Below are 25892 nucleotides of genomic sequence, written 5' to 3'. Positions count from 1 at the left end.
TTCAAATTTAGTCTGACTAGCATATAACTAAACCTAACCAATTCTGCATTTTGTACCAGCTAATATTTAAATTTCAAATTTTATTTCATCATCTTAACTATCTATTTTGAGCAAAAATTCAGAAAACGTCTTGTCGATCAGATCTGTTTTTCCTGTATCAAAATCCAAAAAGTAGACCATATCATGTTGTTTATCGAAGCATATGTAGTTACCAAAGTTATCTATTGCAAAAGCAACGAGTAATTTTGATATTTCAGCAACACCTCTGTTCAATCTGATGATATTTTCTTCATCATCAGGATTGAATGACAAAAAGGATTTAATCATTCTCTCTTGTGATGTAGTCGTACTAAATACACTTACCGGAGGTCGGCCACCATTATATTTCTTAACAAAATCCACATAGGTATCGGTGAATTTGTAGCCAAGTTTTTCCTCGACATCTGAAATTAGGCTTTCCGTCACCAAAGGTTTTATATAACGCCATTCTTTCATTTTCTCTATCCTCATAATCAACGGTTTTCTCTACCACCGCCCCAAATGGCTTTACCACCGGTATGTCGGTTATTTTGATGCTCTTCCGTGCTGACCAGCTGCATTTTGCCTGGCTCTTCACTGTGATGCCAGGTATAGCCATCGGGAGTTTCACCATTTTCAATTTGTTCTAACTGTTCATCGCTGAATTGTTGTGCAAATTCAGGATCGTTATCTACCTTTTCTTTAAGCGCTTGATTCGCATAATCTGCTTGCGCAGAATCTTTTGCCTGCGTCAACTGTTCGGGAAGTTGTACATCAATGGTACTATTTAATTGCGGGAACACACCTTCAACTTCTACGCCATTCACTTCGATAGTTTTTCGTTCATATATAACGCCATCGTCACCTGTTTGACCTTCTTTGCTTTCGTTTATTGTTTTTATGTAAATTTTTCCATTTTCATCGATAGTAGCATTTTCGAGTAAATTTCCTGAGCAACCGAGCTTTTCTCGATAATAGTCCTTTTCCTCTTGTGTTAAGGGCCGGGTTTCAGTTTCTTCACATTCAGGCTTTGAGTCTGCTACTTTTAGAATAGGACGATCCAAGTCGCTTAAGTCGATGTTTACCGGGTCAATATTTTCTAATATTTTCGACAGTTCTGGGTGTAGTTTATTTGCAATCTCTTTAATTGCCATTAAATTCATCATCATGCAAGCCTATTCTTAGCAAACTGTGTCCACTCAGAGTAGAGTTTGGTGTACAACTCTCCATTAGGAACTAATGATCTGAGCAAAGGCTGAATCAACATAATCACTTGCTCTTGAGATGCGATGTGGCATTTTTCGAAAATCAGATTTTGAAGATTAAAATGCATTTTCTCTATGCTCTTAGCTCGGCAAATAATGTTTTCTAACTTGTTCTTACAGTCTAATAAATATGGTACAAGAAATGAGAAGTCGCTGAATAGCATTTCAGTCAGACCAGAGTGTAAATACTTTCTGAGTTGAATTTTCATTTCAGTGGGCAAATTACTTCTATAGAGCTCTTCTGCCAATTGCTCTTCATTTGCTTCTGACGGCACTTGATTGTACTCACTCAAAAGATGGGTGAGTAGATTAAAACGAAATGTCATTTCACTTATTGCTCTGGTTGGTGTTGCTTGATAATGGTAAAGCCTTTCTTGTCCAGGAAAACGGCTAACTTTACACAGCACAGCTTCGAGCCATTCATTCTGATAAACTACTGCCACTCCCCGCGGTAAACGAGCCATTTCATCAACTTGCTCATCCGTTAGTGCTGCAGATTTACCCGCCAACAATCGGTCAGTTTCATCCGGTAAGCGCATTAAGATTTTAGTGTTGGTATTGCGAATAGCTGAAATATGCACCGCTGACGGTGATTGGTCAGCAATGATAAAGCCTTCGCCATGCGTGCGCATTTCGGCGATGGCATTAGACAACATTTCGACGGATTTTTCTGCGACGCTGCCACCTTCTCCACCATTACCGGATGGGTTTGCTCGCAAAATATTGTGAGCTTCTTCTAAAACAGTGATGTGTTTTAGCTGCTGGTTCATCAGCATTTTCTCGGCACGGTATTCACCAAGTTTTATGATCAACAGCCCCATCAGAAGCGATTTCGTTTCTTGTGATCCTACCCGGCTCAAATCAATGATGACGTTACGGTCGAACAGGTCAGCATTGCTGATTTCATCAGCGGCAAAGATTTGGCCGTTCAGTCCGTTAACCATTGACCGAACACGCGTGACTAATGCACCTGTATAGTTACTTTTTATTTCATCTGAGTAAGCAGATTGAGCGATTACAGATTCGAGCTGGATCAGCAAATCGGCAAAGGTCGGGAACAACGTAGAACAATACGCTGACGTAGAATCGTGTAAATCCCATCCACAGGCTTCATAGCTTCGCAGTACTGCATCTTTGAGAATTGCAGGCATCGCTGCATACATTGGCCAGCAGACGTTAAATACTTCAATCAAGCGATCCACATGTTCAAGTACATGGGTTTGTTCCGGAAAGGAAAACGGATTGATTTTCAAAAGTTCTGTAAATCGGTTATTAGTACCTAAAACACGTACATCTTGGCGATTTCCGAAGACGTGCTTGTACTCACCTTTTGCCGGTTCAATAACCAAGAATGGAATATCTTGTTGTATTGCTTGATCCAACAGAGCGTAAACCGTGTTGCTTTTGCCAGAACCTGTAGAGCCAGTGATCAGGGTGTGGCTTGTCAGTTGGTCAAGGTCTAACTCCACAGCTTGTGGTAAATCAGTCCACAAATGGCGTACCTGACCCAGCGATATAGTTCGTAAGTTGGTGTCAGCGACACCAGCGTTCAGCGTTTGCACTTTACGGCCAAATGAAGCGGTTTCCTGTACCACGACGGTAGACGTAGAACGGCGAGGAAGGCTTAGCTGTAGTGCCATTTCCTTGCTCGAAACTAAGGTAGCAGGAGTAAGGTAGGGGATGTGAGTATTCCCTGCAAAACTCGGTTCGAGTCTAGGGTGCATGAGCTGCCCCAACCATTGTGTTATCGCATTGGCTTTTTTGCCAGCCCATGTGGTCAGAGCAAAATCTTCCATAGACGACTGAGTACCGCGAGTTAGCCCCAAAAAAATACTGGATAGCGCTTCGCTGGAGGCTGCGCTATCACTGACAAAGTAAGCGGTACTGAGCCAGCCACCGTGGCTTTTAGCTTCGTTGATTCGGTTTAAGTGGTGATCGACCTTATCAAGCATATTTAAAATGCCTTTGTCTGCCGCCTCAAAACTGACTTGCTGTGTTGAGCCGTGCGTTTGGGTTATGCCTTTGGTGTTGGTCGTGCTACGTGTGTCAGTCTTTGTCGTTGTAGCACTTGTTGCCATCGACTGGTTGGTCGAATAACTGCTACTTTCACTTGTTGAGGTAGAATCAGAGGTGCCGACTGTGTCTTGGGTTTGGAACATGCTCGCGACTTGTCCACCAACTTGTCCACCAACAATGGCTCCTAAAGGTCCTCCGAAAGAGCCTATAGCAGAGCCAATTGCCATCGCCCCCATTCCAATTATTTTATCCTTTTTGTTTGGTGAAGATTTACTTTCATTGGAGGTGTGAGAATGGGAAGTCGATGTCGTTGTACTTTCACTGCTGCCTATTGTTTCGGTCAGTCCGATGCTTTCGCCCAAAGAATGGCTTAACCCTTCGCTAATGCTGAGGTTGACAGCATTACTGTCCTGAACGCCATAGCTATATTGGCGACTCGATAGCGCAGAAAGTTGCGTTGCTACTTGCTCATAGCCTGTACGAACGGTATTCAATGCTTGCATAGATACCGGCTCGGCTAGGATCAGCCCCTCGTAAGTACGGCTTTCTGCTGCATCGATAAAACGTTCCAGTCCTTGCATAAAGTTCGTTTGGTCTTCTGTAGAAAGTCCTGGTACGCTGCTAACAGCAGTGACCGTTTTAATTGAATCACTGTCACTGAGCCCATCTAATAGTGCGTCTACGTCGGTACCTATGAGTGCCGTAAGTTTGCTGCCCGGAAAATGCCCTTTGAAAGTCTCTTGCAATAAATCGCCTGAGTTTTGCCCGAGCATTCTCCCCGGCTCACCACGTGTGCCAATATAGAGCAGAGTCTCTTTTCCGTCAGATTTCAGGAAGAGGAATACAGTGTATCCCGCTGCGCCCAATGCAGTATAAGCTGCAGTGGTACTTTCAAGTACAGATTGCTTGTTTTCCTGAACCAGACGTTCCACACGGAAAATACGCACATCTCCGCCTCTGTTAAGTAGCACGCTTTGCTGGTCTCCCACTGGTAACACATCGTAGTGTTTGAGTTCAGCAAGATAGCTCTTATTAACCAGCGCATGAGCAGCTGATAGCGTTGTCAACGCCTTTTGTTGTGCGGGAAGCAATTCGGTTTCGGAATAAAGTTGTTCCCTTTCAGTCGTAGATAGATTCATTGTAAGTCCTGCTAAACAATAACAGCCAGAATAACTAAGGCAATAGCTGCCACCACACCACCAATCAGCAGTAACGATTTCAGTACATTGTTCTCTGATTTAGATTCAGGGCGATGAATGCTGCCCGTTGATGGTTGCTCTCGATACGGGGTCGATTGTTTCGATGGGTGTTGTGGTTGAGTGTTCGGCAATGTTGCAAGGCGAGTGTCTTCTTGTGCAATTGTAAACACGTGCTCACGCACTACGACCATATGACGAATACGTTCCAATGAGAAGTTGGATGTTGCATATAGCTCTTGTTTGTGGTAGTAGTGCGTGTCCCATTTTACCTTGTCTTGTTCCATCTGCTGGGAATATGCGTTTTCTTCGTAAACAACAAAAAGGGTTGGATATTTAGAGAGTGTCCAAGCTATAGCTTGGGTAATAACCGCTGTTGATAGACGCTTATCATTCATTTCCATAAATAGTGAAGTGCGAACAGAAGATAGGTCACCACTGTTCACGCTATTGCTTAGCGAGCGTGATGGGGTAAACCCTGTTAAATCAACAGATGAAAAATCAGCGCTCATTGTGTTTTCCTTTGTACTTTTGGCTTCTTCGTGGCTTGTTGTCGAACTAGAGGCCGGGCGGGAAAAACCTGCGATACCTCGTTCTGTTAGGTGACTTTTCACCTGAATAAGGTGCTCTAATCGTTTTAAACAGAAATTTTCTTCTGCCATATGGAGTTGCAAGGCGAAATAAGCACCCCCTTCCCGTTCCCACTTATAACTGTCTTCACTAATTGGATCCGTGGTGCTATTAGTTCGGTATTCTTCGAAAAGCGCACGTTTGTCATCTGGCAATGCAGACAATATTTGGCGGAGTAACTCCGCTTTAAAATCTCTGCTTTTTATAAAGTCGATGATTTCCGCTTTAAACTCTTCTGCTGTTAAATTTAGTGCAACAAATTCCGTAGATTCTGTCATGGTATCTGGCCTCAAAAGACCGGCTGATAATTTCAGTCGATCAGTAACGGGTTAAAACTGTAAAATGGCTTCCAGTTCTTGCTTGATAACACGAATTTCGTCGATATCAATTTTTGCTTGAGCAATAGCATTTTCTCGCTGAGTCTGGTTTTCAACTTTTTGTTCTAGATCGGCAAGAATGTCAGCAAATTTAGTGCTAAATTCGCCTTCCAAGAATGCAAGGTAGTTATCAATTAGCTTGTCCTTGTCTTCTCTGATACGTTGAATAGCGTTACTCTTTAAAGAAGCAAACTGATTGCGGATTACGATAATCCGTTCCTTCCAAAGTTCTGGAAGATCAACATATTCTTTATTGCCATATACTTTAACAGTCTCTGTATCTCCCCAAGTCCAAGGCTTATACCATTTCGAAGTACTTCTTTCGTATGAATCAACCACCACTCTTTTGGTTTGCACTTCATCACTTTTCAATTCAATATTGAGAGAGAAAGAGCTTATAGATTTCTTCAGTGACTGAAATACGGGTAACTCCAATGTTCGACTCTCAGGAAACAGTTGCGCTATATGATTTTGATACTCTTGATGCAACTCCTGTTTAATAATTTCTTGTGAGTTCAAGAATGCCTTCTCGTACTCGTTTATGCTGCGATTAAACAGAAATTTAATATCTTTAGATGCAACATCGATTTTCGATTCTGCCTCTCTACTACTGACATCACCGATAAACAAGTCGCCCAATTCTCCGATACGTGAGAGGACGTCTATTTCTAAATCATTTAGATCATTGTGCACGTCCATCGGCAAATCCCGGCCTTCTTTTTTCAACTGTTCTTTGTAGGCCTGTGTATTGAAGCCCTGGTTACGGCGCACTTTTAGATTATGAATTTCTGACTGAAGTATTGAAAGTGCGTGTTCATCAATCTCCAGTTGTTTGATTAACTCGGCCTCTTGCATTCCACATTCAATCGCTGCGGTCATGGCCAAATGAGCGCGGTTGAGTCGCATTGGAAAGCTGTATTTATTGATGTACTCATCGATAGTGGCTTCAACACCAGGTAAGCCACTGTTCAGAAGAGCACGCCACATCGCTTTGTCTTGTAAAGCGTCATCATTTTGCGCCTTTTCCTGCATAGTTGACATTACAGAGGTACTGACCGACATATATTGCGGGAACGCCATACTTGGTTCTTCAAGCAACAGGTCGGCAATATTTGTTTTATCGTTACGCTCTGCACGGGTCAATTCACCTTGCTTGCGCAGCAGATAAGCCATCCGCGCAGAAACAGGGAAGAGGTTAGGGTCGTGAATACCATTCTCTTCGAGATAGCTTTTCACGCGATTTAGCGCTTCTCCAATGTCTTCCCCTTTTTCTGGGTCGAACATGTCCATCTTGTTCACCACAAACAGGAAACGATCCTTACTTTGCTTACCGCCTTTACTCATTGTGTCTGAAACAAGTCTTAGTAACTGAGCATCATCGTTTGTACCTAATTGCGTTCCATTCAAAACATAAATAATAAGTGGATTACGCTTCGAATCCTGAATAAATCCCAGTGTCGTACGCTGGTGTTCCGGGTCTTGGCTGTTATTAGGCCCCGGGGTATCGGTCAGCACGAGACGGACATTGTTGTTTTCTTTGATAGCGCGGATATTACCTGTCAACCTGATGGTTTTGGTTTCACAGTCAGAGTTCCACTCCTTCATGATTGCCAAGTCAACATCATCCATATGCTTAATGCAATTGCCATTGCGGTCGAAACGTTCGCCGTAAAAAGTGTCGCCTTTGGATTTGTCGTCAAAAATGTGGGCAATGGTCGCAGTTGTTGCTTCGTTCGCAGCGGGCAGCAAGTCTTGCCCCAGTATAGCGTTAATAAAGGTAGATTTGCCTGAAGACATGGTGGCAACCACATACGCATCAAACTCATTGTTCAATGCGTCTTCGAAGTCTTGCTTGGCTTTTAGGTCGCTATTCGCTAAGTAATCCGCAAACTTTGGTGACTTTTCACTGACACGTGTCATTAGGGCTTTGATTTTTTCCAGGCGCTCTTCAGAAGGCACAACAGGATTGAATTTCAGTTCAACACACATACCTTTTTGGATTGCATTGCTGGCAGCTTCTTTAATGTCATTGAAGTCCGATTCTACGCCTGTGAATTCAATAAAGAAGTCGTTACTTCCATTAAACAGTGCCTGCAGGTCATCAAAAATCTGTTCTACCCACAGTTGTAAGCGTTTAGAGCTATATGCCGTGATGTTCGAACTTTCAGATGGTGAATGACCATTAATGAGAAATTCGGTTTCTACTAAAAATGGGTTATGAGTTATAGCGATGTGATTCATAGGGAAGTCTCGTTTCGATTTGATATTGATTGTTTGTTTTAATCAGGCAACATTTATACTGCACCCATGATGAGAGCGTTCACCGTACTTAAGCCGGTGTAGTCAACAAAGGCATGCAGCTCTTCTTTACTCATCGCAGGAATTTTTCCTTTTGATATTTTTACGAGCCTTCTTCGCACATTTTTCTTCAACACTTGTGGCACGCCTACTGCTGCACTTCTGAAGTGGAAAGGGTTTTCTCGAAAACGCTCTAATTCAGCTCTAAGGATATTTTGCTCTGTGCGCCGCAGTTCAACGTTATTCAGTAATTTTTTTGCTATCAAGGCGGACTGTGCCATCAGAGGTATAATTTGGGCTTTATTGTAACCGAACCCTTCCAGATATTTGCGCGCTAAAGTTACATAATGTTTGGCGGTTTCACCTTTTTCTTCGTCCAATTCATCGACTTTGTTTAGCGCAAAGATCACAGTCTGTTTTGGATTTATTTCACGAATGGTACGAATGATCTCTGCGTCATCATTAGTACCGAGCTGTGTTGCATTTAGCACGAAAAGGATTGGGCTTGCCGGATAAGCCTTTACGGCATTTATAAACTTTTCTTTATGGCGAATATCCATGCTGTTATTGGCTCCCGGAGTGTCGATTAACGTGTACCCTGCCAGCATTGAAGGTAGTATTCTCCCTGAGAGCGGAACGGCTATATCAATGCTTGCGATTTTGTCTGATCGGTTCCATAGCCTGATTTTCTCAGGGCATAGGGTGTTACTTGTTTCAACAACGCTTCCTGTGTGGCAATAAGCTTTTACACTAGATTTAGTATTCACGGTTACGATTATGCGAGCAACTTTGGCGGTCGTCGCCTCGTTGCCTGTAGGTAGTAACTCTTTACCAATAAGGGCATTAATTACAGAGGATTTTCCTGCACTCATAGATGCCGCAACGAGTATGAATTTTGGGGAGGGCTTCATAACATTTCGTCTTCCATTTCGATGTTTACCTGGTCTAACCAAGACCTAAGATTTTTGCGTATGTATGTATCGAGCTCACACGGAGAGATAACTCGAATATTAGGTATCCAATATTGAATAATTGGTGCTATTTGATTGTAATTCCATGCTGAAGATGAAATAACGAGAGTTCCATCCTGACGTTTTTCAATGATTTTTTGTTTTGGCAAAAGTGCTTTACGTTCAAAGTAAAATGCAACGTCGCGCGACACTTCAAGAGTGACGTTAAAAAAGGGCTGCCCAAACCAAATGGTGTCTTGTCCTTTAATTTTCTCAACAATCGATGGCTCATAGTCAAAGCACTCTTTTTGGATGCACATGAACTTAATACGAGCAAGTGAGAAAGTTTTGAGTATGCCTTCTGAAGTTGCTGCTAAGTACCAACTGCCATGGCTGTAAACCATGAGATATGGTGAAACCATCCGAGACTTATCTTTGTATAAGAAGCTAACGTTTCTTCGATTTTTAATCGCAGCTTCAAAGGTTTTATGAAGCGAAGAAATAAAGTCAGCCTCAAGAGGTTGTTCTTGAAAGTGATAACAATCGCTGGTTGAGTCATTAATAAAACTGCGAAGAAACTGAGCAGCTTTAAGCGGAAGTGCTTTTTTCAGCCCAAGATCATCAACCAAGCGAACAAGATCTTGTTCGTTATATTGGCTCCGAGCAGATGCCGAAAGCAGGTAATTTCCTGTGTTTGGACAACGCTCGAGAATAGAACGCAACCGGTTAAAATCCCGGTAAATTGTTTTCGTACTGACATGAAATTTTTCAGCCAATTCAGCAATATTTAATGCCTGTCCAGCATAAGCCATGGCGGTAATGTTGGCTAAACGGTTTGCAAGAATGTTGCTTTTCATAAAATTTAGGTCGAATGCTTTAAAGAATATCGCATATATTACACAAAGGGTGAGACAGGTTGTGTCCCTTGGAAACTTTAATTTTCATTTTTCCTGATTAATTTTAGAATTTATGATTTTGCTCACTATCACACAGAAAAGAAAACCAAATTTATTGATTATTTTGTAAGATTAGGTTTCCACTAACGAGTATATAGCATCCCCTATATCTGATCTGCGCCATCCATCATTAGTTCAACAACAGCAGGCACAATACTCATAGTAATATCACGAAGTTGTTCCCGGTTCACTTAGTGCCTTTAAGCCGACAAGCCATTGAGATCTTAAAACAGATCTATCAATTCAGCGGCAACCATGAGCTGATCTTTATCGGTGATCATAACCCTAGAAAGCCAATGAGTGAAAATACGGTAAACAACGCATTCCGCGGCATGATGAGCCGATATTGTATGAGAAGGAATTTAATTCAGCATGGATTGAAATTCAGCTCGCGCATATCGATAAGAATGCGATCCGTGGTACGTATAATCATGTTTAGTATATGGATGGACGTTGGGAAATGATGCAGTGGTATATGACTATATAGATGAGTTGGAGTGGGGAGTAGGAAATACGGTAAATTATTAGATAATCTAAATAGCCTTCCACACATAAATATGTATAGATGGCTTGATCTAATGGACTATATTTGCGATCTCATGCAATTTATATCAAAAATAAATGAGGGAAGTGGGCACTTTTAAGCAGATGGTAATCCAAGCTTGCCAAAGAATGCACGGTTATTGCTGGTTTTTATAAAGTGAGATCATCACGGGTATTAGATGCTTCACCGCCTTTACTGGTACCAAAAGGTGGGTTTGCTAAAATAACATTAGCTTGTTTTAATGATTTACCTGCCTCACCTAAGGAATTTCCTAAGTGAACTACGCCTTCGTTATCTCCTTCCATGCTATGGAGTAAGCAGTTCATTAAGGCTAAACGTCGGGTGTTGGGGACCAATTCGACGCCGACAAAGGCTTTGTTTTTTTGAAAATCAGCGTCTTTCACGCTTAAGTCTATATAGTCATAAGTTTGTTCACGCATGTAGATAATCGCAGCAACCAGGAATCCAGCTGTACCGCAGCACCCGTAACATTCTGGTGACAAGGGCTTGGGGTCAGGATTTTTCTGCATTGTAGTCGATTTTCACTTTGTCCATAGGTTACCATTCTAAGTGGTGACATTTCAGTGTTTTTTGTCACCACCCAATACGACTATTCACTGTTGTTAAACACAACATTCTAGCAAGCAATTACTAGGAGATAATCTCTATGCTCAAATATGCTGCGAAGCAATTTGAGCTAGAAATTTCTGAGAGTTGGTTGTGATTAATAAATCCGATCAAACATTTTTTTAAGGTAGATGCTCCCCCCATCGTCCATAAATAGCACGTGTTTGTCTACCAGATCCTGTTTATCTATCCCCCATTGAAGTTGCGCGTATTTTGTCGGCGACAAAATAAAACTGTTAAGAATCACATCAGGGTTAGCAAAACGCTTTTCAATATCTTTAATGCGACTATGGAACATAACTTTATCGCTAGCAGGGCCTTCATGGAGCAATCCATGCGGCTCAATGAAGGTAACATATTCCTTGCCGCCAACAATCTTCCACAGAATAAAGTCGGGGTGAAAATTCCCCGCTTCAAAAAAGCCGACACCTTTACCACGGCTCTGATTGCGTAGCAAAAAGAGTTCCGCTCCATCTTTTTGAAGCTGCTGAGTATTTAATTCTGCCCATTCTTTAAGATCCGTTACAAACTGGAATTCACTATCATTTAACGCAACAGGAAGAATCGTAATTTTTCCACCCTTTTTGATATGAAAGAGTGGCTGAAACATATGCATTCCAAATTTACACGCCTGTAGGTCACCGGCTTTTAACAGCGTTTTCTTGTTGTCTTCAAGTTCCTTTTTAAGTGTTTCAATGGCAAGGATTACCTGATCTTCACTACCATCAACAATGAGTTGATAGAACTCTTCTTGGGGAATGTTGTCATCTTGCGGAGTGAGCTCTCTTAACTCTAGACGCGGTTCAATAAATGACCGTTTACAATAATTGTAATAGTGTTCTACAAACCGCTTCAGTAATTCAGTAGCCACCTGTTGCAACAAAGCAACACCAGCAAAATCTTTTGGCACCAAACGGTCTGTAGGCAAAAAGAGGCTGTACCATGCATTATCAGAAAGCAGCTTTTGAATACCTCCTTTATCAATGTTTAAGTTGTACCAACTTCGTGCGCGTTTGAACTGCTCAAGATCAAAATATAGTTGGTCGAAATTCAGAAGCGCAATATGTTTATCTTCCAACTTTACATCATCTTTTTTGGCCGCATCATTCGTTTGTTTTGAGTGAATGGATTGAATACGCGGATACCAATCAGATACCACCGGATGAAGCTCTAGGTACTTAGTAAGCAGCCCAAGAGTGGGGACTGGCGCGTCTTTTTTAAAGTCATATTCTTTTCCGTCATCTGCTTTACGTTTTGGGCGGATAATTTGGAGCTTCTTACCGAAGTCATAGGTAACGTTTAGCGGTATGGTGAACACACGCCTCCGCTCATTGCCGGGCAGACCTTCATCAGCAAGGAATTGACGGAATTTTTCCATAAAATCAGCTTCCACACCAAATACGTTCAGCGTTTCTAGCTCCTCAATATATTGAGGAATCGCTGGTGCATAGGCATGACCACTTCGCTTAAGACTCCAATCGTATCCCTTAAGGCGAACACCACGTCCAAAAAGCTGAATAATCTGCGCACCTTCGCTTTTACCCACATGCATTAAACCAAGTGTACTCACTCGCCAGCAGTCCCAGCCTTCGACAAACTTTTTTGAACCGATCAATAAGTTGACTGGTGAGGATGAATCCTTAACCGTATCGAATGTTGCTTCCGAAAAATCGCTATCGTCTACCGTCAGCGATAAATTATTTTGTTTGGTTACATTTTCAATATGCTCTGCAAGCGCTTTGGCGTCACCGACATTAATTAACCCAAACGGGGTTTCTGATGTACCAACACGCAGTGCAATCTCCCCTGATTCGCCTTTTATGCGATCAAGTACCAAGTGGCCTCCGCTATTGGTATTGAAAAGACGTTTAAGAATATGAATGTAGATGTTATCATACGTGAGGCCGGCATTTATTTTTTTGGCCAGCCACGTAAATGAACCTTCAAAAATATCAACCCCATTGCTGTCCAGCAGGCCTGTATCTTGCCCTTTACCGAGTAAGATTTCCTTCATGCGTCTACAGGCGTTTTCTTTGTTTGAGAGAAAATCAGCAATAAACGAAATGATTTGTGCTACATCGGTTGCAACAGTTTGCTCGTCTTTCCTGAGTTTGCCTCCAGTTACCGTACTCCCGACAAACACCCATAACGGCTTTTCTATGTTAAATGGCCGCAAAACTTGGCTTTTTTCCGCAAAGATATCAAGCTGCTGGTAGAACTTTAGCAAGCAAGCGGTTAAATAGATCGCTTTAGTTTCCTCAAAAGAATTAGGCAGGTTAAGGATTTGGTAATCTTTGCCAAAACCATCTTCATAAAACCAGCGGTATGAGTAATCAAACACAACGGTTTTTGCATAATCGTCTTCGTGCCCCGTGCCAGAAACGGCTTGATCAAAGGTAGCGGAGTATTCGAAGGTAAAGCCTTTTTCACACAGCATGGCGCGGTTTTTAAACCATGCGTTTTCATCGGCTTTGGCGTTTTTCCCTGAAAGACCGCGATGCCCCTCATCAACCAGCAGAAGGTTTTGATCACCAAGGCTGCGGGTAGCGATGGTATTTGGGCCTCCTTTATCGCCTAGTTTGGTAATTTCCAGAACGTCTACCCTGGAAAGCCCCTGTGCTTGGGTAAATAAGCCGTGACCTTCTTTAGAAAAGTTAGATGCGCCAATATTGCTTTCAGCAAACTCGGCAATATGCTGTTCACTCAATCGCTCATTGGGTGAAATAAGAATCGCTCGGGATAAATTTTTTTCTTTACCGTACTGTTTAGCGTAATGTTTATATTGCAAGTAATTCACATGCATAAGCAGCGTTTTGCCAGAGCCGGTGGCATTCTGCAAAGAGAGTTTATTTAGCTCGTCCTCGTTGAAATAACCCATATTCGCAAAATCAGGCCAACGGTCATTAAAGCGGTCAACATACTCATTCAAGGATGCAAGTAAAGACTCCCGGTTACTGAAATAACGGTCGAGATAAATTTCCACAAATAAAAGCGAAAGCCACTGATAATACTTCCACACCACGGGGCGATGACGTTTCGCATTGATTGCTTGCGTGTAATGGACAATATTTTCCTCATAGGCCAATAGCTGAACTTTGCTCAGTTCAGCAGCATTACCCGCAAATAGCTTGCTTGCGGTGAGTGTGTGGTAAAAATGGTGCAGGTTATCTTTATCCAGCCCTTCTAACCTCGGGTCACGAATAGGCTCTGCCAATTGGTGAAACGGGCGCTTTTTGGCTTTTTTATCGAGCGGATCAATACCGAACAAACTCATTAGCCATTGGTTCAATAGCAGCTTGTCTCTGAACTTATGCTGCTTTAGCGCTTGAGATTTTGCTTTTGCCTTCGCCATTAAGCCTCTCCCTCAACTGCCCACATCAGTTTATGGAAGCTCTCTTCAATAAGGCGTACTTTCCAGCGCTCTTCATCTTTTTTTAGGTTGGGCAAATTGTTAGAGCCATTGACATAGATAACATCAAACTCAGCAGATTCACGGCTGGATATCTGATACTTTTTAAACCACTCATCCAGCATCAGGTTATCTTCTTCCAAATTGCCGGTGAGCTTACGCCACACAATGAGCACTTTTTCTTTCTGGCCATTATTAGGATTCATTGGGTCTACAGGCACCCAGCCTTCCAATTTACGGAACCACCATTTCCCATCAGCAGCCAGCTTAATTTTTCCATCAACAACTAGCTTGGTGTGCAGGTCTTCTGGCAATTCTGGGTCGGGCTTGCGGGTAAAGCTGGCGGTAAACGTCTGCGGGGCATCCATGTGCTCAAGGCGCAAGCCAAGCAGGTAATTGAAGGTTTCAATAAGGTCGATATTTTGTTGAATTTGCTCATCGCTACCGGGCTTTTTCACCACAAGCGAGTAACTCGTTGGATCGGCAAAGGCGTCGATATTGAGTAAGCTTTGACTGCCACGGGTTTCCACATCCAGCAGATAGCGGAGCATGTAATCCTCTTTGAGTGATGGGTTGTTCTCGATGGCTTTGTTGCGAACAAGATTGTCATCAAAGACAAGGTTGTTTAGGGTGTCTTCGTAGGATTCGAGGCGGATGTATTTGATAAGAATAGACGATGATTTACCTGACTTAATTGGTTTCCCGGCTTGCCAGTCTGATGAATAGCTCGTATTCACAATTCGCTTTTTCAAAACTGAATTAAAGTATTCTCCCATTTCAGTTAAGACGAATTTTCTTTTATTTTCAGGACGATTCAAGTTCAAGATAGCATGAGCAATTGTCCCTGATCCCGCGAAGATATCAATAATAGTTGCATTATCAGGTGTTAACATATGAACAAGTCGCTCAAATAACTTCACTGGTTTCTTTCCATTATCAAATGAAACACCACCCTCATTGTGTGAATTATTAATGCCGATATCATCCCAGATATCCCCTTTTATCTTTGCTGGAACCTTCTCTCCATCAACCTCTTTAAGATAATTCGATGCAAACAATACTTCTTTGCCATCTAAAGCAATCTTATTCATCCCAGTAGCAGTCACCACAGTTCTAAATTTACCATCTCGTGGTAAATCATAAAGGCTATCATTTTTTGCTCGTTGATAGATTTTTTCTGCATTATTTATACAAAACTTGTTAAACGCATCTTTATTATTTACATCTACACCCTCTCCAATAGCAGCTTGTCTTAATGAGCATCTCGTCCAATCTTCAGGGTTATCCGAATGATTGCGATATAAAAAGCTATCATAGCGATCAAAGGCTTCAAACCAGTCACATTGTTCAAAAACAGGATTTATCCGAGCTTTATCTGATAAATTTGAAAGCGTTATATACTCCTTTATCTTTGGAGGCTTTCTATCAGCATGAGACATTTTCATCCCGCTCATGTGCGACATTTTAACGGCAATAGTTGAGACAGGAGCTATTTGATGCTGTGAAAGAATAGATGATAAGTTGCTGAACTCTATGTCATTGATATTAAAGGAAAGCCAAGCTGTTGATTTAAAGAATGGTTTTATACTTTCTAATCTTTCATTGATCATAGTTGCCCATGAAGAGTGAGAATAATTGTCTTTATAATGAAAACCATCATCCCCTGTATTGTAAGGAGGATCTGTAATCAGTGCATCAATACTTCCTCTATATCTTTCAGATAATAGTCTTATTGCTTGTGCATTTTCAGATGAAACAAGCAGGCCATCACACTGCTCATCAAAATCCTCAATGGAAGAAATCAACTTTTCCTTAAAATCACTATCAAAAAATGCGGTATCCAATACCAGCTTATCGTTGGCTTTCAGGAAGTCCGCCGTCAGCGGAACCGAATAGGCAGGTGAGCCCATACCCGGCAGTACTCCGGCGCCGTCCTTTATCTCATCAATGGCGAAGAGTTTTACCCACTCTTCACGCTGTGAATCGTTAGTAGCAATTTCTTCGTACAAATCTACGGAAATGCGATCCAGCGTAATGCAGTAGTTGGTCTCGGTAACAAACTTCTTTTTTAGCCAGAGTTTCTTCTGAAAGTTTTCCAGCTGGGCAAGGAAGTCGATCAGCTTGGTGGCAATCTTGCGGATCACCTTGAGCTTGGTCAGATAGTTTTCCACGGCAGGGGCATCGGCATTTTCAATATCATCCAGGTGCATCACCTCGTTTTTGATATAAAAATCCAGTTCACGCTTTAAGAAGCCTGCAAGATCTTTATGAATGAAGTAATCACAGGTGTTGCGAGCCGTGTACTGGTTGATATATTTCGCCAGTAACGGTCTGTTAGTTATTTTGTCAGTGGGTGCCAGTAGCGAAAGAGCGTCGAGGTAATCTTTTGTGTTTTCTAATGTAGCAATGGCCGCAATCACTTTTTCGGTAATCGCCAGATTCGGCATATCCCTTTTGTTGAGGCTTTTTCCGAATTTAGCCTTTAGCGCCTTTTCTGTTTCAGAATCAACGTCGTTCTTGCCGCCGGGGAGCGCTTTGTATTCAAAGTTGATCACCAACTCGTTGGCATCATTGAATTCAATTGGGGTTTCCTCGTGCAGAACGAAAAACCGCTTTTTATCTTCAGCGGCTTTTACATTGTCGTGCTCACCTTCGCTGGCCTCGACAATACGGAAATGCACTTTTAGATTGTTTGGTAATTCCAGTGGCGCAGCTGATTTTTGGTTGTCTAATACTTCTTTAGCTTTAGCAAGGTCAAAGGTGAAGTTGGTAAAATACTCTGCTGTTTTTATGTAGTACTGGTCTGCATTGGCCCAGTGCAACTTAACTTCTTCACCGTTGTAGGGAATGGCAAACGGCGCTGCTTTGCCAGCGTTTTCGCGGGCGTAGTAACGGCGCGAAATAAAATCACCTTCATCGTAGTAGCGCTCAAAAAAGCGGTACAAATGGTCGTACACATCGGCCTCTGCAGTGGCACTTTCTTTTAAGGTATCGTATTTCACTTTAGCGGCTAATACCTTGGGCGAGTTCTCAGGGTCTGCAACACCATATTCTTTGGCGGCTTCAATTTCTTTTTGAATGTTGGCTTGTAGTTCGGTTTTTCTATTCTCATCCACCTGCCCAAAAGCATCTTCAATGATTTGCAGTAAGTCTTTATCGATAAACGATGTGACCTGCTGTGATTTTGCCTGCATGATGCGGTAAAAACCAAAGTCTAGGTCTGGCTGGTCAAGCTGAAATAGCTCAGTTAGCTTGCCCATGAGTTTGCTTCTGAGTTTTTGTGTGGTTGCCACTGAATTTTCTCCTAAATAATTACTTCACCATCCAGCGGATAGTAAAAAGATGTTCTGTTTGTGTCGTTTGCGTGAGCCGTTCCTGCAGCGCTTCAATCAGTTCATCGCGCTTGACCATGATCTCGTCTTCTACATCAAAAATTTGCTGACGTTGACGGTGTTGTTGGCGCTCTAAATCGCGCAGCTGATTTTGCAGAACGGATTTCTGGCAACGTCGGCAATACGTAGCTTGTGTTCTCCCATCATGCGGGCTAGGTGGCAGCGGATCATGGTTGTGGCTCTTGCTGAATAGTTCAAATATAGGAAGAGTATAAATATATCACGAATTGCTGATTAACGTGGTAATTTGTAATTTTAAATTACATTTTTTAGCTTAAACTCTCATTTTAAATTATTTGGACTAAAGTGAATATTCAAGCATGGGGGACTGGTAGATAAATTTTCTTTGTCAACCAAACAACACATAATCATCCATGATCCTCACTAGCCCCCAGTTCTCCATTTGTCTGTCAATTAGTTATTCCTTCGACAGTTCTTCAGTTTTCATCTTCAGGGCATTCAGCCAATCATCTAAAGGAAAACCCAGCATCAAATCATACCAGTACAGCCACATCACTTTATGGCGTAGATCAGGTTCATTGAACTGGTTGAATAGGCTAATCAGTTTATTAGCAAATGAAAGTTGTCCAAGGCGAACGCATTCGCTGAGAAGAACCTCCTCTAACATGGGTGATAACGTAGCAGACGGTTATCAACCATTAACTCACATCCATATCAAACTGTACTGATAATGGCTCAGGGAACGTTCTACCGTCGATTAAACGGTACAGACATAGCGGGTGTGCTGTCGGTGCCAGGAAAGCGTATATCTGCTAGCATCCGCTGGACTATTCTTGATATAGGGATATTAGATGCCGTGATTGATAGTGAATTTAGTAAAGCCATTTAGCTTGTATTGATAACGGCGTAGCTATGCCTCATGAGAGTCATGATACTTTTTCATTGTTGGGTTTCCGGTGTGATTTAAATGTTGGTGCTATCAGCGCAGAAAGGGTAGCGGTACGATGGTTATGCTCTGGACTCGGCAAGCTTTGGCACAAGCGGCACTCACGTATCGTTATGGCGAAGAGCATCAACCCATTACTGAAGAACAAGTATTACAGCCTCGCCGATGGGAGGATAAGAAAGATGATCTGTGGACGGTATATCAACGTTTGCAGGAGAATTTAATTAAAGGGGGATTATTAGGCAGAAATGCTAAAGGCAAGCGAGCTCGCACTCGTTCTGTGAATGGTATCGATGGGGATATCAAATTGAATAAGGCGCTATGGGTGATGACTGAAAAAATATATGAGTGCTTTTCTCGTAGGGATAAGGTATAACGATATCAGCATATTACAGCTGAAAAGTAATATGCTGATATATCATTTCGATATGAATAATGGATTATCTAAATAATTAAATTTTATTGTTTAAAGACTTGTTCTTGATGCCAATTGATAAATGTATCGTTGGGATATTCTAAGGGGTTTTTAGGCAAATATATTAGTTTATTTGCAAACTGCCAAAATAGTTGTTCTACCATTTGGCTACCATTAACTCCATTAGAAACGAGTAATTTCATACTATCATCAATACTGATAGCTCCCATATCAAATGCAGAATGGTGTAATGCACACAATGCAATTCCATTATCCGTAGTACATGGCCCCCCAAACTGTTTCCATTTAATATGAGCTGCTTCTAAGCCAACGACAGCACTATCATAACGTAGGTTATAGCCGCATATAGCACATTGATAATTGTAGGCCCGAAGAGTATTTTTTCTGAAGGCAGGGTCACGGTTTTTGCGAATTTCTTGTAGAGGAAAATCGAGGCGGTTAGCTATGATATCTTGAACATTTTCAGGAAAGTGCTCACTTAAAATTTGTTGCGCTAATTTATCTATTAGGCTTGGTTTATGCAGAAGGAGCTGATAGCTTTCTTGATTAAATCCACCTAACACATTTTGCTTGATGAGCTCATTTTTTGATGGCTGTTTATTATTTTTTTGTAAGGACCATTCTTCGGGCGATTCTAAATCCCAAAATCCATCACGAGCTAATCGCCAAAAGGGCATATTAGGGTAATGCTCTCTGCGAGATGGACCAAAACTAACAAGTAGTTCTAATAGCTGTTGATGGATCTCATTTCCATAATTAAATAGTCGATCATGTCCTTTTCGGTACTCTGAAAGTGTTAATAGGAGTAATAACGGTTTATGAGGAGCTCTTTGATCGCCTTTACGCCATATTGAGATATTAGAAACTTTATGTTGTAGTGTTTTTTGAGTACACATAGTGATTTTTACTTATCTTGCCATTCACTTAATATAGTTATTGCCTATAAAAATCAGATGATTATTAATACATTATTCATTGATTAAATGCAAAAGGGGATTAAATGATTTTAGGGAACAATAGTTGCTTATAACCAATTTCCATTTTTTCTATGAAATCAGCACTAATTTCAGGAAATCCTGATATTAGTATTTCTTTTTCTTTTATTTTAAATAGGTTATATAAATAGCTGTCAGAAATGAGCTCAACATGCACTGAAGGAAAAGGTCTATTTTTTATGATCTTTTTGTTCAGCTCATTATCATCGATCATATTGTACTGATCGCCAGTTATATCGATCACAATATCGTCGATTTCTAGCCAATAATGGCTTATTTCTTCCCCTTTGCCTGTTGCTGCGGAGACACCTTTTAGTTCTAGATTTGGCCATTTTTTTAGAAAATGGTATGCTAAAAGCATCGAGGAAAGCTTACAGCTCATAATCGGAAAGCAATCTATTACAAGTTCTGTATTTGATTTATCACAGTTATTAAGTAGTTCTCGAAATTTTAATGCTTCTTTACTGATCTCATTTATTGTTTTCATGGTGTTGACTTATTGGCATGTTTTAGGCTGACAAAGTATAAACCAAATATTGTCCTAATTTTTATATCTATCAATACAATGTTTTCAATATGGGTACATTTACGGGTATAAAAATAACCAATAAAAATATATTATTTAAATTTCATGTTGTTAGTCTTGTTATTCGAGTCCGGCCTTGGCACCAAAAATCAGACGCTAAAAGCGTCTTTTTTATGTCTGGAATCCCTGACATATTAGTATTTTCCCTGCTTTTCAAGCTTCCAATGTATACTCAATTGCATCAAGTTAAAGAAGAACAGAAAAAGAATTTAATACATTCGACAAGCTTCTCTGTGATCAGCGCGCGACCAATAAGAAGTGATCAGGCATAGCTGTCGAGTCCATTAAAGGCATGGATACGACAGGGAGTTTTGATATTGCGACACAATTATAACAGTATGTGATAACGATTGTGTGCAATGTAACACAGTGAAGCTTAATTGATTAGAACTCTACTTATAATATAACTAGCCAGTTCCTACTACTCAGTTAGTGAATAGTGCAAACCTATCAGTGATTATGAAAAGCTTACCAAAGAGAATAAATTCACTTTTCTTTCTATCATTGTTTAATGTATATCGAATTAAGATAATAAATGGTTATGAAGGAAATATAGATATTATTATTTATCCAAAACATAAAAAATAGTTACATGATTATTCTAATAATAAGTAGTTATCAGATATTCTAATTTTAGTATTTACAAGTATAACATTACGATAATTAACTTTATTTAATAACTAATAGATTAATTTAAGTGAGATTTAATATATTAAGTTGAGTTAAGTATCTCAATATTGATTGTGAGTAAAATGTTTTTTTTGCTACTTACTTTTAACAAATAAAAATTTCTTTTCTGAAAGAAGAGATTCAAATAATTAGGTAATAATACTTAATTTATTTGTGTGTGAAAATATAACCATACAATTATGTTGGTGTTCTGTTTTAGACGGGTAAATAAGGACTTAATAATAGAATTTATTAGACAATAATTCTATTGTTATTTTTTTGATTTAAAAAGTTATCTGGATTAGTAATATTAAATGTAATTATTGATATATATTTATTCCATACTTTTCTCCATGTTTGTTTCAGGATTGTTAATAAAATTAAATATGTGTATTTTTTACGTGTTTTACGTGTAATTTTGATGTTTCTTATTGAATATCAATGACCAAGAATAGTCTTAATTTGTGGTAAATAATATTATTTTTAATCACAATGCGAGTATCAATAAATTAATCTTCTGCTCATATGCGGATTATCCTAATTTGCTTTTTAGTTTATTACACTTGTTATTGATCGTTTTTTGATGTTTTTTGATCTTTTATCCCTATATTTCATTAAAAATAATTACTATTTTTTATTTAACCTTAAGTTTTTTTACAAATTGAAAAGAAATATTTCAAGTTATAGTATGTGCGTAACGAAATTTGGTGGAGTAATTAGAAAATATAAATTAATTATTCCATTAATAATATCTAGGTAATTAGATAAAGGTTTTTTAAATATCTTAATCTAATAAAGATAAGCTCTACTATTTTAAAAAATGACGTTAGTCAGATATTAACTTACTTTTGAGGTATACATAATGACATTTAAGAAATTAAGCATCGTTGGCGCTGCAGTTGCATTATCTTTAGCATCTTTCGGTTCTATTGCTGATAATAATGGCGTAGTTAACTTCGTTGGTTCAGTTGTTGATTCTCCATGTAACATCGCTGACGAAAGTTTAAATCAAACAGTTAAATTTGGTGAAATTTCTCGTGTGTTCTTAGAGCAAGGTAATGAAAGAGAAAGAGCATTCACTATTAAATTAGAACAGTGTAACTTCGACAAATTCAAAAAAGATGAAAATGGCGACTGGTTACCTGTTAAAACTATGAAAATCCAATTTGACGGACGTTCATATGCAGATGCAACAAATACACTGTTAGCAACTGACAGAACTAAAGCTAACAACGTTGGTATCGCTATCGATACTTACAAATTTGGTGAAGCTACTGATATCTTAGCTAAAATGCGTAACAAACAAGGTACTAACGTACTTGAGTTCACTGCTTTAGCTAAAGCTGTTGATGCATCTAAAGAAGTTAAAGAAGGCGAATTTTCTGCTATCGCTGACTTCCGTATTTCATACGAATAATGCACCAATATATGTATAGGGGATTTTCCCCTATACATATTTAAATAATGGTAATGAGATGATGAAATTTAATAAAAATAAGTATCTGACTATTTTAAATACGATGGGAGTACTATTTTTTGTATCATCAGTCTCTTTTGCTTTTGATGACGTGGTAAAACCCAAAGTTCTCAAAGGCAATGCATCATTAGTTGGCTCAATTATAGCATCGCCTTGCTCTATTGAAATGGAAGATCGTTATCAATACATCCAATTTGGAGATATATCGTTATCTGCCATTGATAATAAAGTAAAAAGAGAAAATTTAAGAAAGAAATTTTATATAAGATTATCGAGTTGTGTTAGTCAATATAGTGATACAGATAAGAAAGCATTAAATATTCAATTTAATGGATTAGAAGCTAATAATGATTCTATATTTTCGATGTCTGGAAGCTCTAATGGACTAGGTTTTTATATTTTAGATGAAGATGAGAATATAATTACCCCTAATAAGCCTTATTATATTGATCATCTTATATATCATACTAAAGATGCAAAAAGAGAACCTATATTAAATTATCAAATTGAACTTGCTTTTACTAATCAAATAATAGAAGCAGGAAAGCACTCTGCATTTGTGTATTTTTCAATCGATTATAAATAGATAATAAATTTATTTTTTTGATCACATTATCACGGTGAATGAATATGCTAATTTCAAAAAATATGGCAAAAGTAGTTTTATTACTCACAATGTCACCGTGCTTCTATGCTTATTCTGTCGAATTTAATACAGATATTCTTGATGCTTCCGATGCTGCAAATATTGATATCAGCCAATTTAATAGTGCTGGCTATATTATGCCAGGGGATTACCATCTTACTATTTTTAGTAATGGTGAAAGGATCGGTCCTAGTCAAAAAGTCTCTGTTTATCCAATTGAAAAAACAGCATCTTCAGAAAATATATTTAATACTGTCTGTGTGCCTAGTAATAATCTTGAAAAATTAGGATTAACAGAAGAAGCAGAAAAAAAAGTTCTAACACACCATGATGGTCAATGTTTAGATTTATCCCCATTAACGGGGACAAATTTAACATTTGATTTGCCCGCACTCGCGCTTAAATTAACGGTTCCACAAACGTGGTTACAATATTCAGATCCTTCATGGGTACCTCCTTCGCGTTGGGAGGAAGGTATTGTAGGTGCATTTATTGATTACACGTTATCACTCAGCGGTGCTAAATATAATTCAGGTTCTAAATCTGTTTATGCATCTATGAATGGTACCAGTGGCTTTAATATGGGCGTTTGGCGTTTTCGTAGTGACTATAGTATGAGTTACCAGAAAGAAAACGGCGGAAATAGCAGTGATAAACATGAATCACATAATTTTGATTTCAATCGTTTCTATGCTTATCGTTCTATTAAAGCGTTGGCTGCGACATTAACTGTTGGTGAAAACTATTTTTATTCACAATTATTTGATGCTTGGCAATACACGGGTATCACCTTAGAAAGTGACGATCGTATGTTACCACCTAAGTTGGTGGGCTATGCGCCAGAAATTGTTGGTGTAGCAAAAACGAATGCAACCATTATTGTTAAAAGCCAAGATCGTATTATTTTAGAAACAACAGTTCCACCTGGACCATTTAGAATTCAGACTTTGGATAGCTCTATCCAAGGGCAATTAGATGTCACTATTCGTGAAGATAATGGTGAAGAGCGCAAGTTTACTATTTCTACTGCAACACTGCCTTACTTAACTCGTCCTGGGCAAATCCGCTATAAATTGGTGGGGGGTAAATCACGTTATGAAGATCATAGATTAACGGGTGATACAGCAATTGGCGGTGAAATTTCCTATGGTGTGAGTAATGCATGGAGTTTATATGGTGGTAGCCAATTATCTCAACACTATCAATCTGTTGCAGTTGGTGTTGGGCGTGACCTTTCTATGTTTGGTGCGCTCTCTTTTGATATCAACCAATCATTTGCCAAATTATCAGAGAGTGATAAACAAGGTCGTTCATATCGTGTGAACTACTCGAAATCATTTGATGAAGTAAAAACCAATATTACCTTTGCTGGTTATCGTTTTACGGATGAAGACTATCGTACCTTAAGCCAAGCTATGGAAGAGCGAAGAACTGGGCAGGATGCTTATTCTCCGAAAGAAAGTTACCAAATTTATTTAAATAAATATTTTGATAATTTCTCATTATCACTTAATTATCAACATAATACTTTCTGGAATAGTCGTTCTCAAACGCAATATGGTATTTATGCAAATACGCGATTCTCTTTATCTAAAGTGAAGATCCGCGATATTAACTTAACACTCTCAGCTTTTCGCTCTCAGCGTGAAGGTGTGAATGATGATACGTTAAGTTTGTATGTATCTGTGCCTTTCGATCAAGGTGGCAACCTGACTTTCTCTGAACAATATACAAAAACAGATGGAAAAGGACGTTACAACCATAACGTGGGCTATAGTGGATATGATGAAGGTTTAAGCTACAGTATGAATGCTGGCTTAACACATGGAAAAGAAGTGGATTCAGAATCTTCATTTAGTGGTTATGTCAGTAAAGATATGAGTCTTGCAAACCTTGCTGCAAGTGCAAGTTATGTACCTAGTCAATATAAGAGTTTAAGCGGAACACTTTCAGGTGGTTTAACAGGAACATCTCATGGCCTTGTGCTTCATCAACCTGCTTACGGGGATACACGCTTACTTATTGAAACTCCGGGAATAGCGGGTGTTCCAATTGAAGGTGAATCAGTAAAAACAAACGCATTTGGATTAGCAGTTATACCAAGTGTTACTAGTTTCCGTAGTTCATCAGCAGCGATTGATGTAAGTGCATTACCGGATAACTATGACGCTATTGATACGATGACAGATGTCACTTTAACAAGAGGTGCAATTGGTTATCGCCAAATGAAAGTAATTAAAGGTTATAAGTTATTTGCCACAGTTAATATGAGTGATGGTAAACACCCACCATTTGGGGCAAGTATTCGTAATAAAGATAATGTGGAATTAGGTATTGTTGGAGACGAAGGTATAGCTTGGGTAGTGGGTGTTGCTGAAAATGAAGAACTGGGCGTCTTCTGGGGAAATGAAAAGCGTTGCACCATTAATTTACCTGAAACCATTGATCCAAAAACACAGATGCTATTAATGCCATGTAAGTGATACTAATAAGGTTAA

At 39.6% G+C, this 25892-nt stretch carries 16 protein-coding genes and 2 pseudogenes; 6 read left to right on the top strand and 12 right to left on the bottom strand.

Annotated elements, in window-relative coordinates; all coding sequences use genetic code 11:
* Nucleotides 1-93 precede the first annotated feature (93 nt).
* The 7 genes from ABN080_RS12385 to ABN080_RS12355 are packed head-to-tail and all read right to left on the bottom strand — an operon-like array spanning nucleotide 94 to nucleotide 9607.
* Nucleotides 94-510 carry an SMI1/KNR4 family protein gene (locus ABN080_RS12385; protein ID WP_349441188.1) on the bottom strand — a complete coding sequence of 139 codons (417 nt, stop codon included), beginning with the start codon at nucleotides 508-510 and terminating at the stop codon, nucleotides 94-96.
* Nucleotides 511-512: 2 nt separating this feature from the next.
* A complete protein-coding gene (locus tag ABN080_RS12380; protein ID WP_349441187.1) occupies nucleotides 513-1187 on the bottom strand; it encodes an HNH endonuclease in 675 nt (224 codons plus the stop codon).
* Nucleotides 1184-4438: an ATP-binding protein gene (locus tag ABN080_RS12375; RefSeq protein WP_349441186.1), complete on the bottom strand. Its 3255-nt coding sequence runs from the start codon at nucleotides 4436-4438 to the stop codon at nucleotides 1184-1186. Before ABN080_RS12375 ends, ABN080_RS12380 begins: the two co-directional genes overlap by 4 nt.
* Before the next feature lie 11 nt (nucleotides 4439-4449).
* A complete protein-coding gene (locus tag ABN080_RS12370; protein WP_349441185.1) occupies nucleotides 4450-5403 on the bottom strand; it encodes a hypothetical protein in 954 nt (317 codons plus the stop codon).
* Between the two features lie 51 nt (nucleotides 5404-5454).
* Nucleotides 5455-7743, bottom strand: coding sequence for a dynamin family protein (locus tag ABN080_RS12365; RefSeq protein WP_349441184.1), 2289 nt, complete (start codon nucleotides 7741-7743; stop codon nucleotides 5455-5457).
* Between the two features lie 53 nt (nucleotides 7744-7796).
* Nucleotides 7797-8711: a dynamin family protein gene (locus tag ABN080_RS12360; protein ID WP_349441183.1), complete on the bottom strand. Its 915-nt coding sequence runs from the start codon at nucleotides 8709-8711 to the stop codon at nucleotides 7797-7799.
* A complete protein-coding gene (locus ABN080_RS12355) occupies nucleotides 8708-9607 on the bottom strand; it encodes a helix-turn-helix transcriptional regulator (RefSeq protein WP_349441182.1) in 900 nt (299 codons plus the stop codon). The genes ABN080_RS12360 and ABN080_RS12355 overlap by 4 nt, the downstream gene beginning before the upstream one ends.
* Before the next feature lie 269 nt (nucleotides 9608-9876).
* On the opposite strand from ABN080_RS12355, the pseudogene ABN080_RS12350 reads away from it, so the two are divergent.
* Nucleotides 9877-10089: pseudogene (locus tag ABN080_RS12350) on the top strand (integrase); the annotation flags it as partial.
* 310 nt (nucleotides 10090-10399) lie between these two features.
* Here ABN080_RS12350 and ABN080_RS12345 read toward each other — a convergent pair.
* From ABN080_RS12345 to ABN080_RS12335, 3 genes are all read right to left on the bottom strand, one after another.
* Nucleotides 10400-10690 (bottom strand): N-6 DNA methylase, encoded by a 291-nt coding sequence (locus ABN080_RS12345; RefSeq protein ID WP_502935115.1) that lies wholly within the window; start codon nucleotides 10688-10690, stop codon nucleotides 10400-10402.
* A gap of 284 nt (nucleotides 10691-10974) precedes the next feature.
* Nucleotides 10975-14229: a DEAD/DEAH box helicase family protein gene (locus ABN080_RS12340; RefSeq protein ID WP_349441180.1), complete on the bottom strand. Its 3255-nt coding sequence runs from the start codon at nucleotides 14227-14229 to the stop codon at nucleotides 10975-10977.
* A complete protein-coding gene (locus ABN080_RS12335) occupies nucleotides 14229-17579 on the bottom strand; it encodes a DNA methyltransferase (RefSeq protein WP_349441179.1) in 3351 nt (1116 codons plus the stop codon). Before ABN080_RS12335 ends, ABN080_RS12340 begins: the two co-directional genes overlap by 1 nt.
* Nucleotides 17580-18369: 790 nt before the next feature.
* On the opposite strand from ABN080_RS12335, the gene ABN080_RS12330 reads away from it, so the two are divergent.
* Together ABN080_RS12330 and ABN080_RS12325 are read left to right on the top strand one after the other, a co-directional pair.
* On the top strand, nucleotides 18370-18528 hold the full coding sequence (locus tag ABN080_RS12330) for a hypothetical protein (protein ID WP_349441178.1): 159 nt from the start codon (nucleotides 18370-18372) through the stop codon (nucleotides 18526-18528).
* Between the two features lie 133 nt (nucleotides 18529-18661).
* Nucleotides 18662-18961 (top strand): annotated as a pseudogene (locus ABN080_RS12325) (DUF932 domain-containing protein); the annotation flags it as partial.
* A gap of 83 nt (nucleotides 18962-19044) precedes the next feature.
* On the opposite strand, the gene ABN080_RS12320 reads toward ABN080_RS12325, so the two are convergent.
* Complete coding sequence (locus tag ABN080_RS12320; RefSeq protein ID WP_349441177.1) at nucleotides 19045-19917, bottom strand: phosphorothioated DNA-binding restriction endonuclease; 873 nt, start codon at nucleotides 19915-19917, stop codon at nucleotides 19045-19047.
* Between the two features lie 100 nt (nucleotides 19918-20017).
* Complete coding sequence (locus ABN080_RS12315; RefSeq protein WP_349441176.1) at nucleotides 20018-20503, bottom strand: hypothetical protein; 486 nt, start codon at nucleotides 20501-20503, stop codon at nucleotides 20018-20020.
* A 1630-nt stretch (nucleotides 20504-22133) separates the two neighbouring features.
* On the opposite strand from ABN080_RS12315, the gene ABN080_RS12310 reads away from it, so the two are divergent.
* From ABN080_RS12310 to ABN080_RS12300, 3 genes are read left to right on the top strand one after another with little or no spacing between them, the layout of a single operon-like run.
* Nucleotides 22134-22688, top strand: a complete 555-nt coding sequence (locus ABN080_RS12310) for a fimbrial protein (RefSeq protein ID WP_072069535.1) — start codon at nucleotides 22134-22136, stop codon at nucleotides 22686-22688.
* 58 nt (nucleotides 22689-22746) lie between these two features.
* Nucleotides 22747-23334, top strand: coding sequence for a fimbrial protein (locus ABN080_RS12305; RefSeq protein WP_072069534.1), 588 nt, complete (start codon nucleotides 22747-22749; stop codon nucleotides 23332-23334).
* A 38-nt stretch (nucleotides 23335-23372) separates the two neighbouring features.
* Nucleotides 23373-25877, top strand: a complete 2505-nt coding sequence (locus ABN080_RS12300; RefSeq protein ID WP_419775797.1) for a fimbria/pilus outer membrane usher protein — start codon at nucleotides 23373-23375, stop codon at nucleotides 25875-25877.
* Nucleotides 25878-25892: the final 15 nt, after the last annotated feature.

The organism is Proteus sp. fly-1089, assembly GCF_040138965.1.
In the GTDB taxonomy this organism is placed as follows: Bacteria; Pseudomonadota; Gammaproteobacteria; order Enterobacterales; family Enterobacteriaceae; genus Proteus; species Proteus vulgaris_B.
The sequence above is the reverse complement of the archived record's forward strand: the minus strand, read 5'-3'. Positions and strand labels throughout refer to the sequence as shown.

What these genes read in the sequence shown, in the direction of transcription:
- ABN080_RS12365 (WP_349441184.1), bottom strand. Translation starts at nt 7,743, where the DNA reads ATGAATCACATCGCTATAACTCATAACCCATTTTTAGTAGAAACCGAA.
- ABN080_RS12320 (WP_349441177.1), bottom strand. Translation starts at nt 19,917, where the DNA reads ATGTGTACTCAAAAAACACTACAACATAAAGTTTCTAATATCTCAATA.
- ABN080_RS12305 (WP_072069534.1), top strand. Translation starts at nt 22,747, where the DNA reads ATGATGAAATTTAATAAAAATAAGTATCTGACTATTTTAAATACGATG.
- ABN080_RS12330 (WP_349441178.1), top strand. Translation starts at nt 18,370, where the DNA reads ATGGCTCAGGGAACGTTCTACCGTCGATTAAACGGTACAGACATAGCG.
- ABN080_RS12360 (WP_349441183.1), bottom strand. Translation starts at nt 8,711, where the DNA reads ATGAAGCCCTCCCCAAAATTCATACTCGTTGCGGCATCTATGAGTGCA.
- ABN080_RS12300 (WP_419775797.1), top strand. Translation starts at nt 23,373, where the DNA reads ATGAATATGCTAATTTCAAAAAATATGGCAAAAGTAGTTTTATTACTC.
- ABN080_RS12370 (WP_349441185.1), bottom strand. Translation starts at nt 5,403, where the DNA reads ATGACAGAATCTACGGAATTTGTTGCACTAAATTTAACAGCAGAAGAG.
- ABN080_RS12380 (WP_349441187.1), bottom strand. Translation starts at nt 1,187, where the DNA reads ATGATGATGAATTTAATGGCAATTAAAGAGATTGCAAATAAACTACAC.
- ABN080_RS12345 (WP_502935115.1), bottom strand. Translation starts at nt 10,690, where the DNA reads ATGCGTGAACAAACTTATGACTATATAGACTTAAGCGTGAAAGACGCT.
- ABN080_RS12375 (WP_349441186.1), bottom strand. Translation starts at nt 4,438, where the DNA reads ATGAATCTATCTACGACTGAAAGGGAACAACTTTATTCCGAAACCGAA.
- ABN080_RS12340 (WP_349441180.1), bottom strand. Translation starts at nt 14,229, where the DNA reads ATGGCGAAGGCAAAAGCAAAATCTCAAGCGCTAAAGCAGCATAAGTTC.
- ABN080_RS12355 (WP_349441182.1), bottom strand. Translation starts at nt 9,607, where the DNA reads ATGAAAAGCAACATTCTTGCAAACCGTTTAGCCAACATTACCGCCATG.
- ABN080_RS12385 (WP_349441188.1), bottom strand. Translation starts at nt 510, where the DNA reads ATGAGGATAGAGAAAATGAAAGAATGGCGTTATATAAAACCTTTGGTG.
- ABN080_RS12310 (WP_072069535.1), top strand. Translation starts at nt 22,134, where the DNA reads ATGACATTTAAGAAATTAAGCATCGTTGGCGCTGCAGTTGCATTATCT.
- ABN080_RS12315 (WP_349441176.1), bottom strand. Translation starts at nt 20,503, where the DNA reads ATGAAAACAATAAATGAGATCAGTAAAGAAGCATTAAAATTTCGAGAA.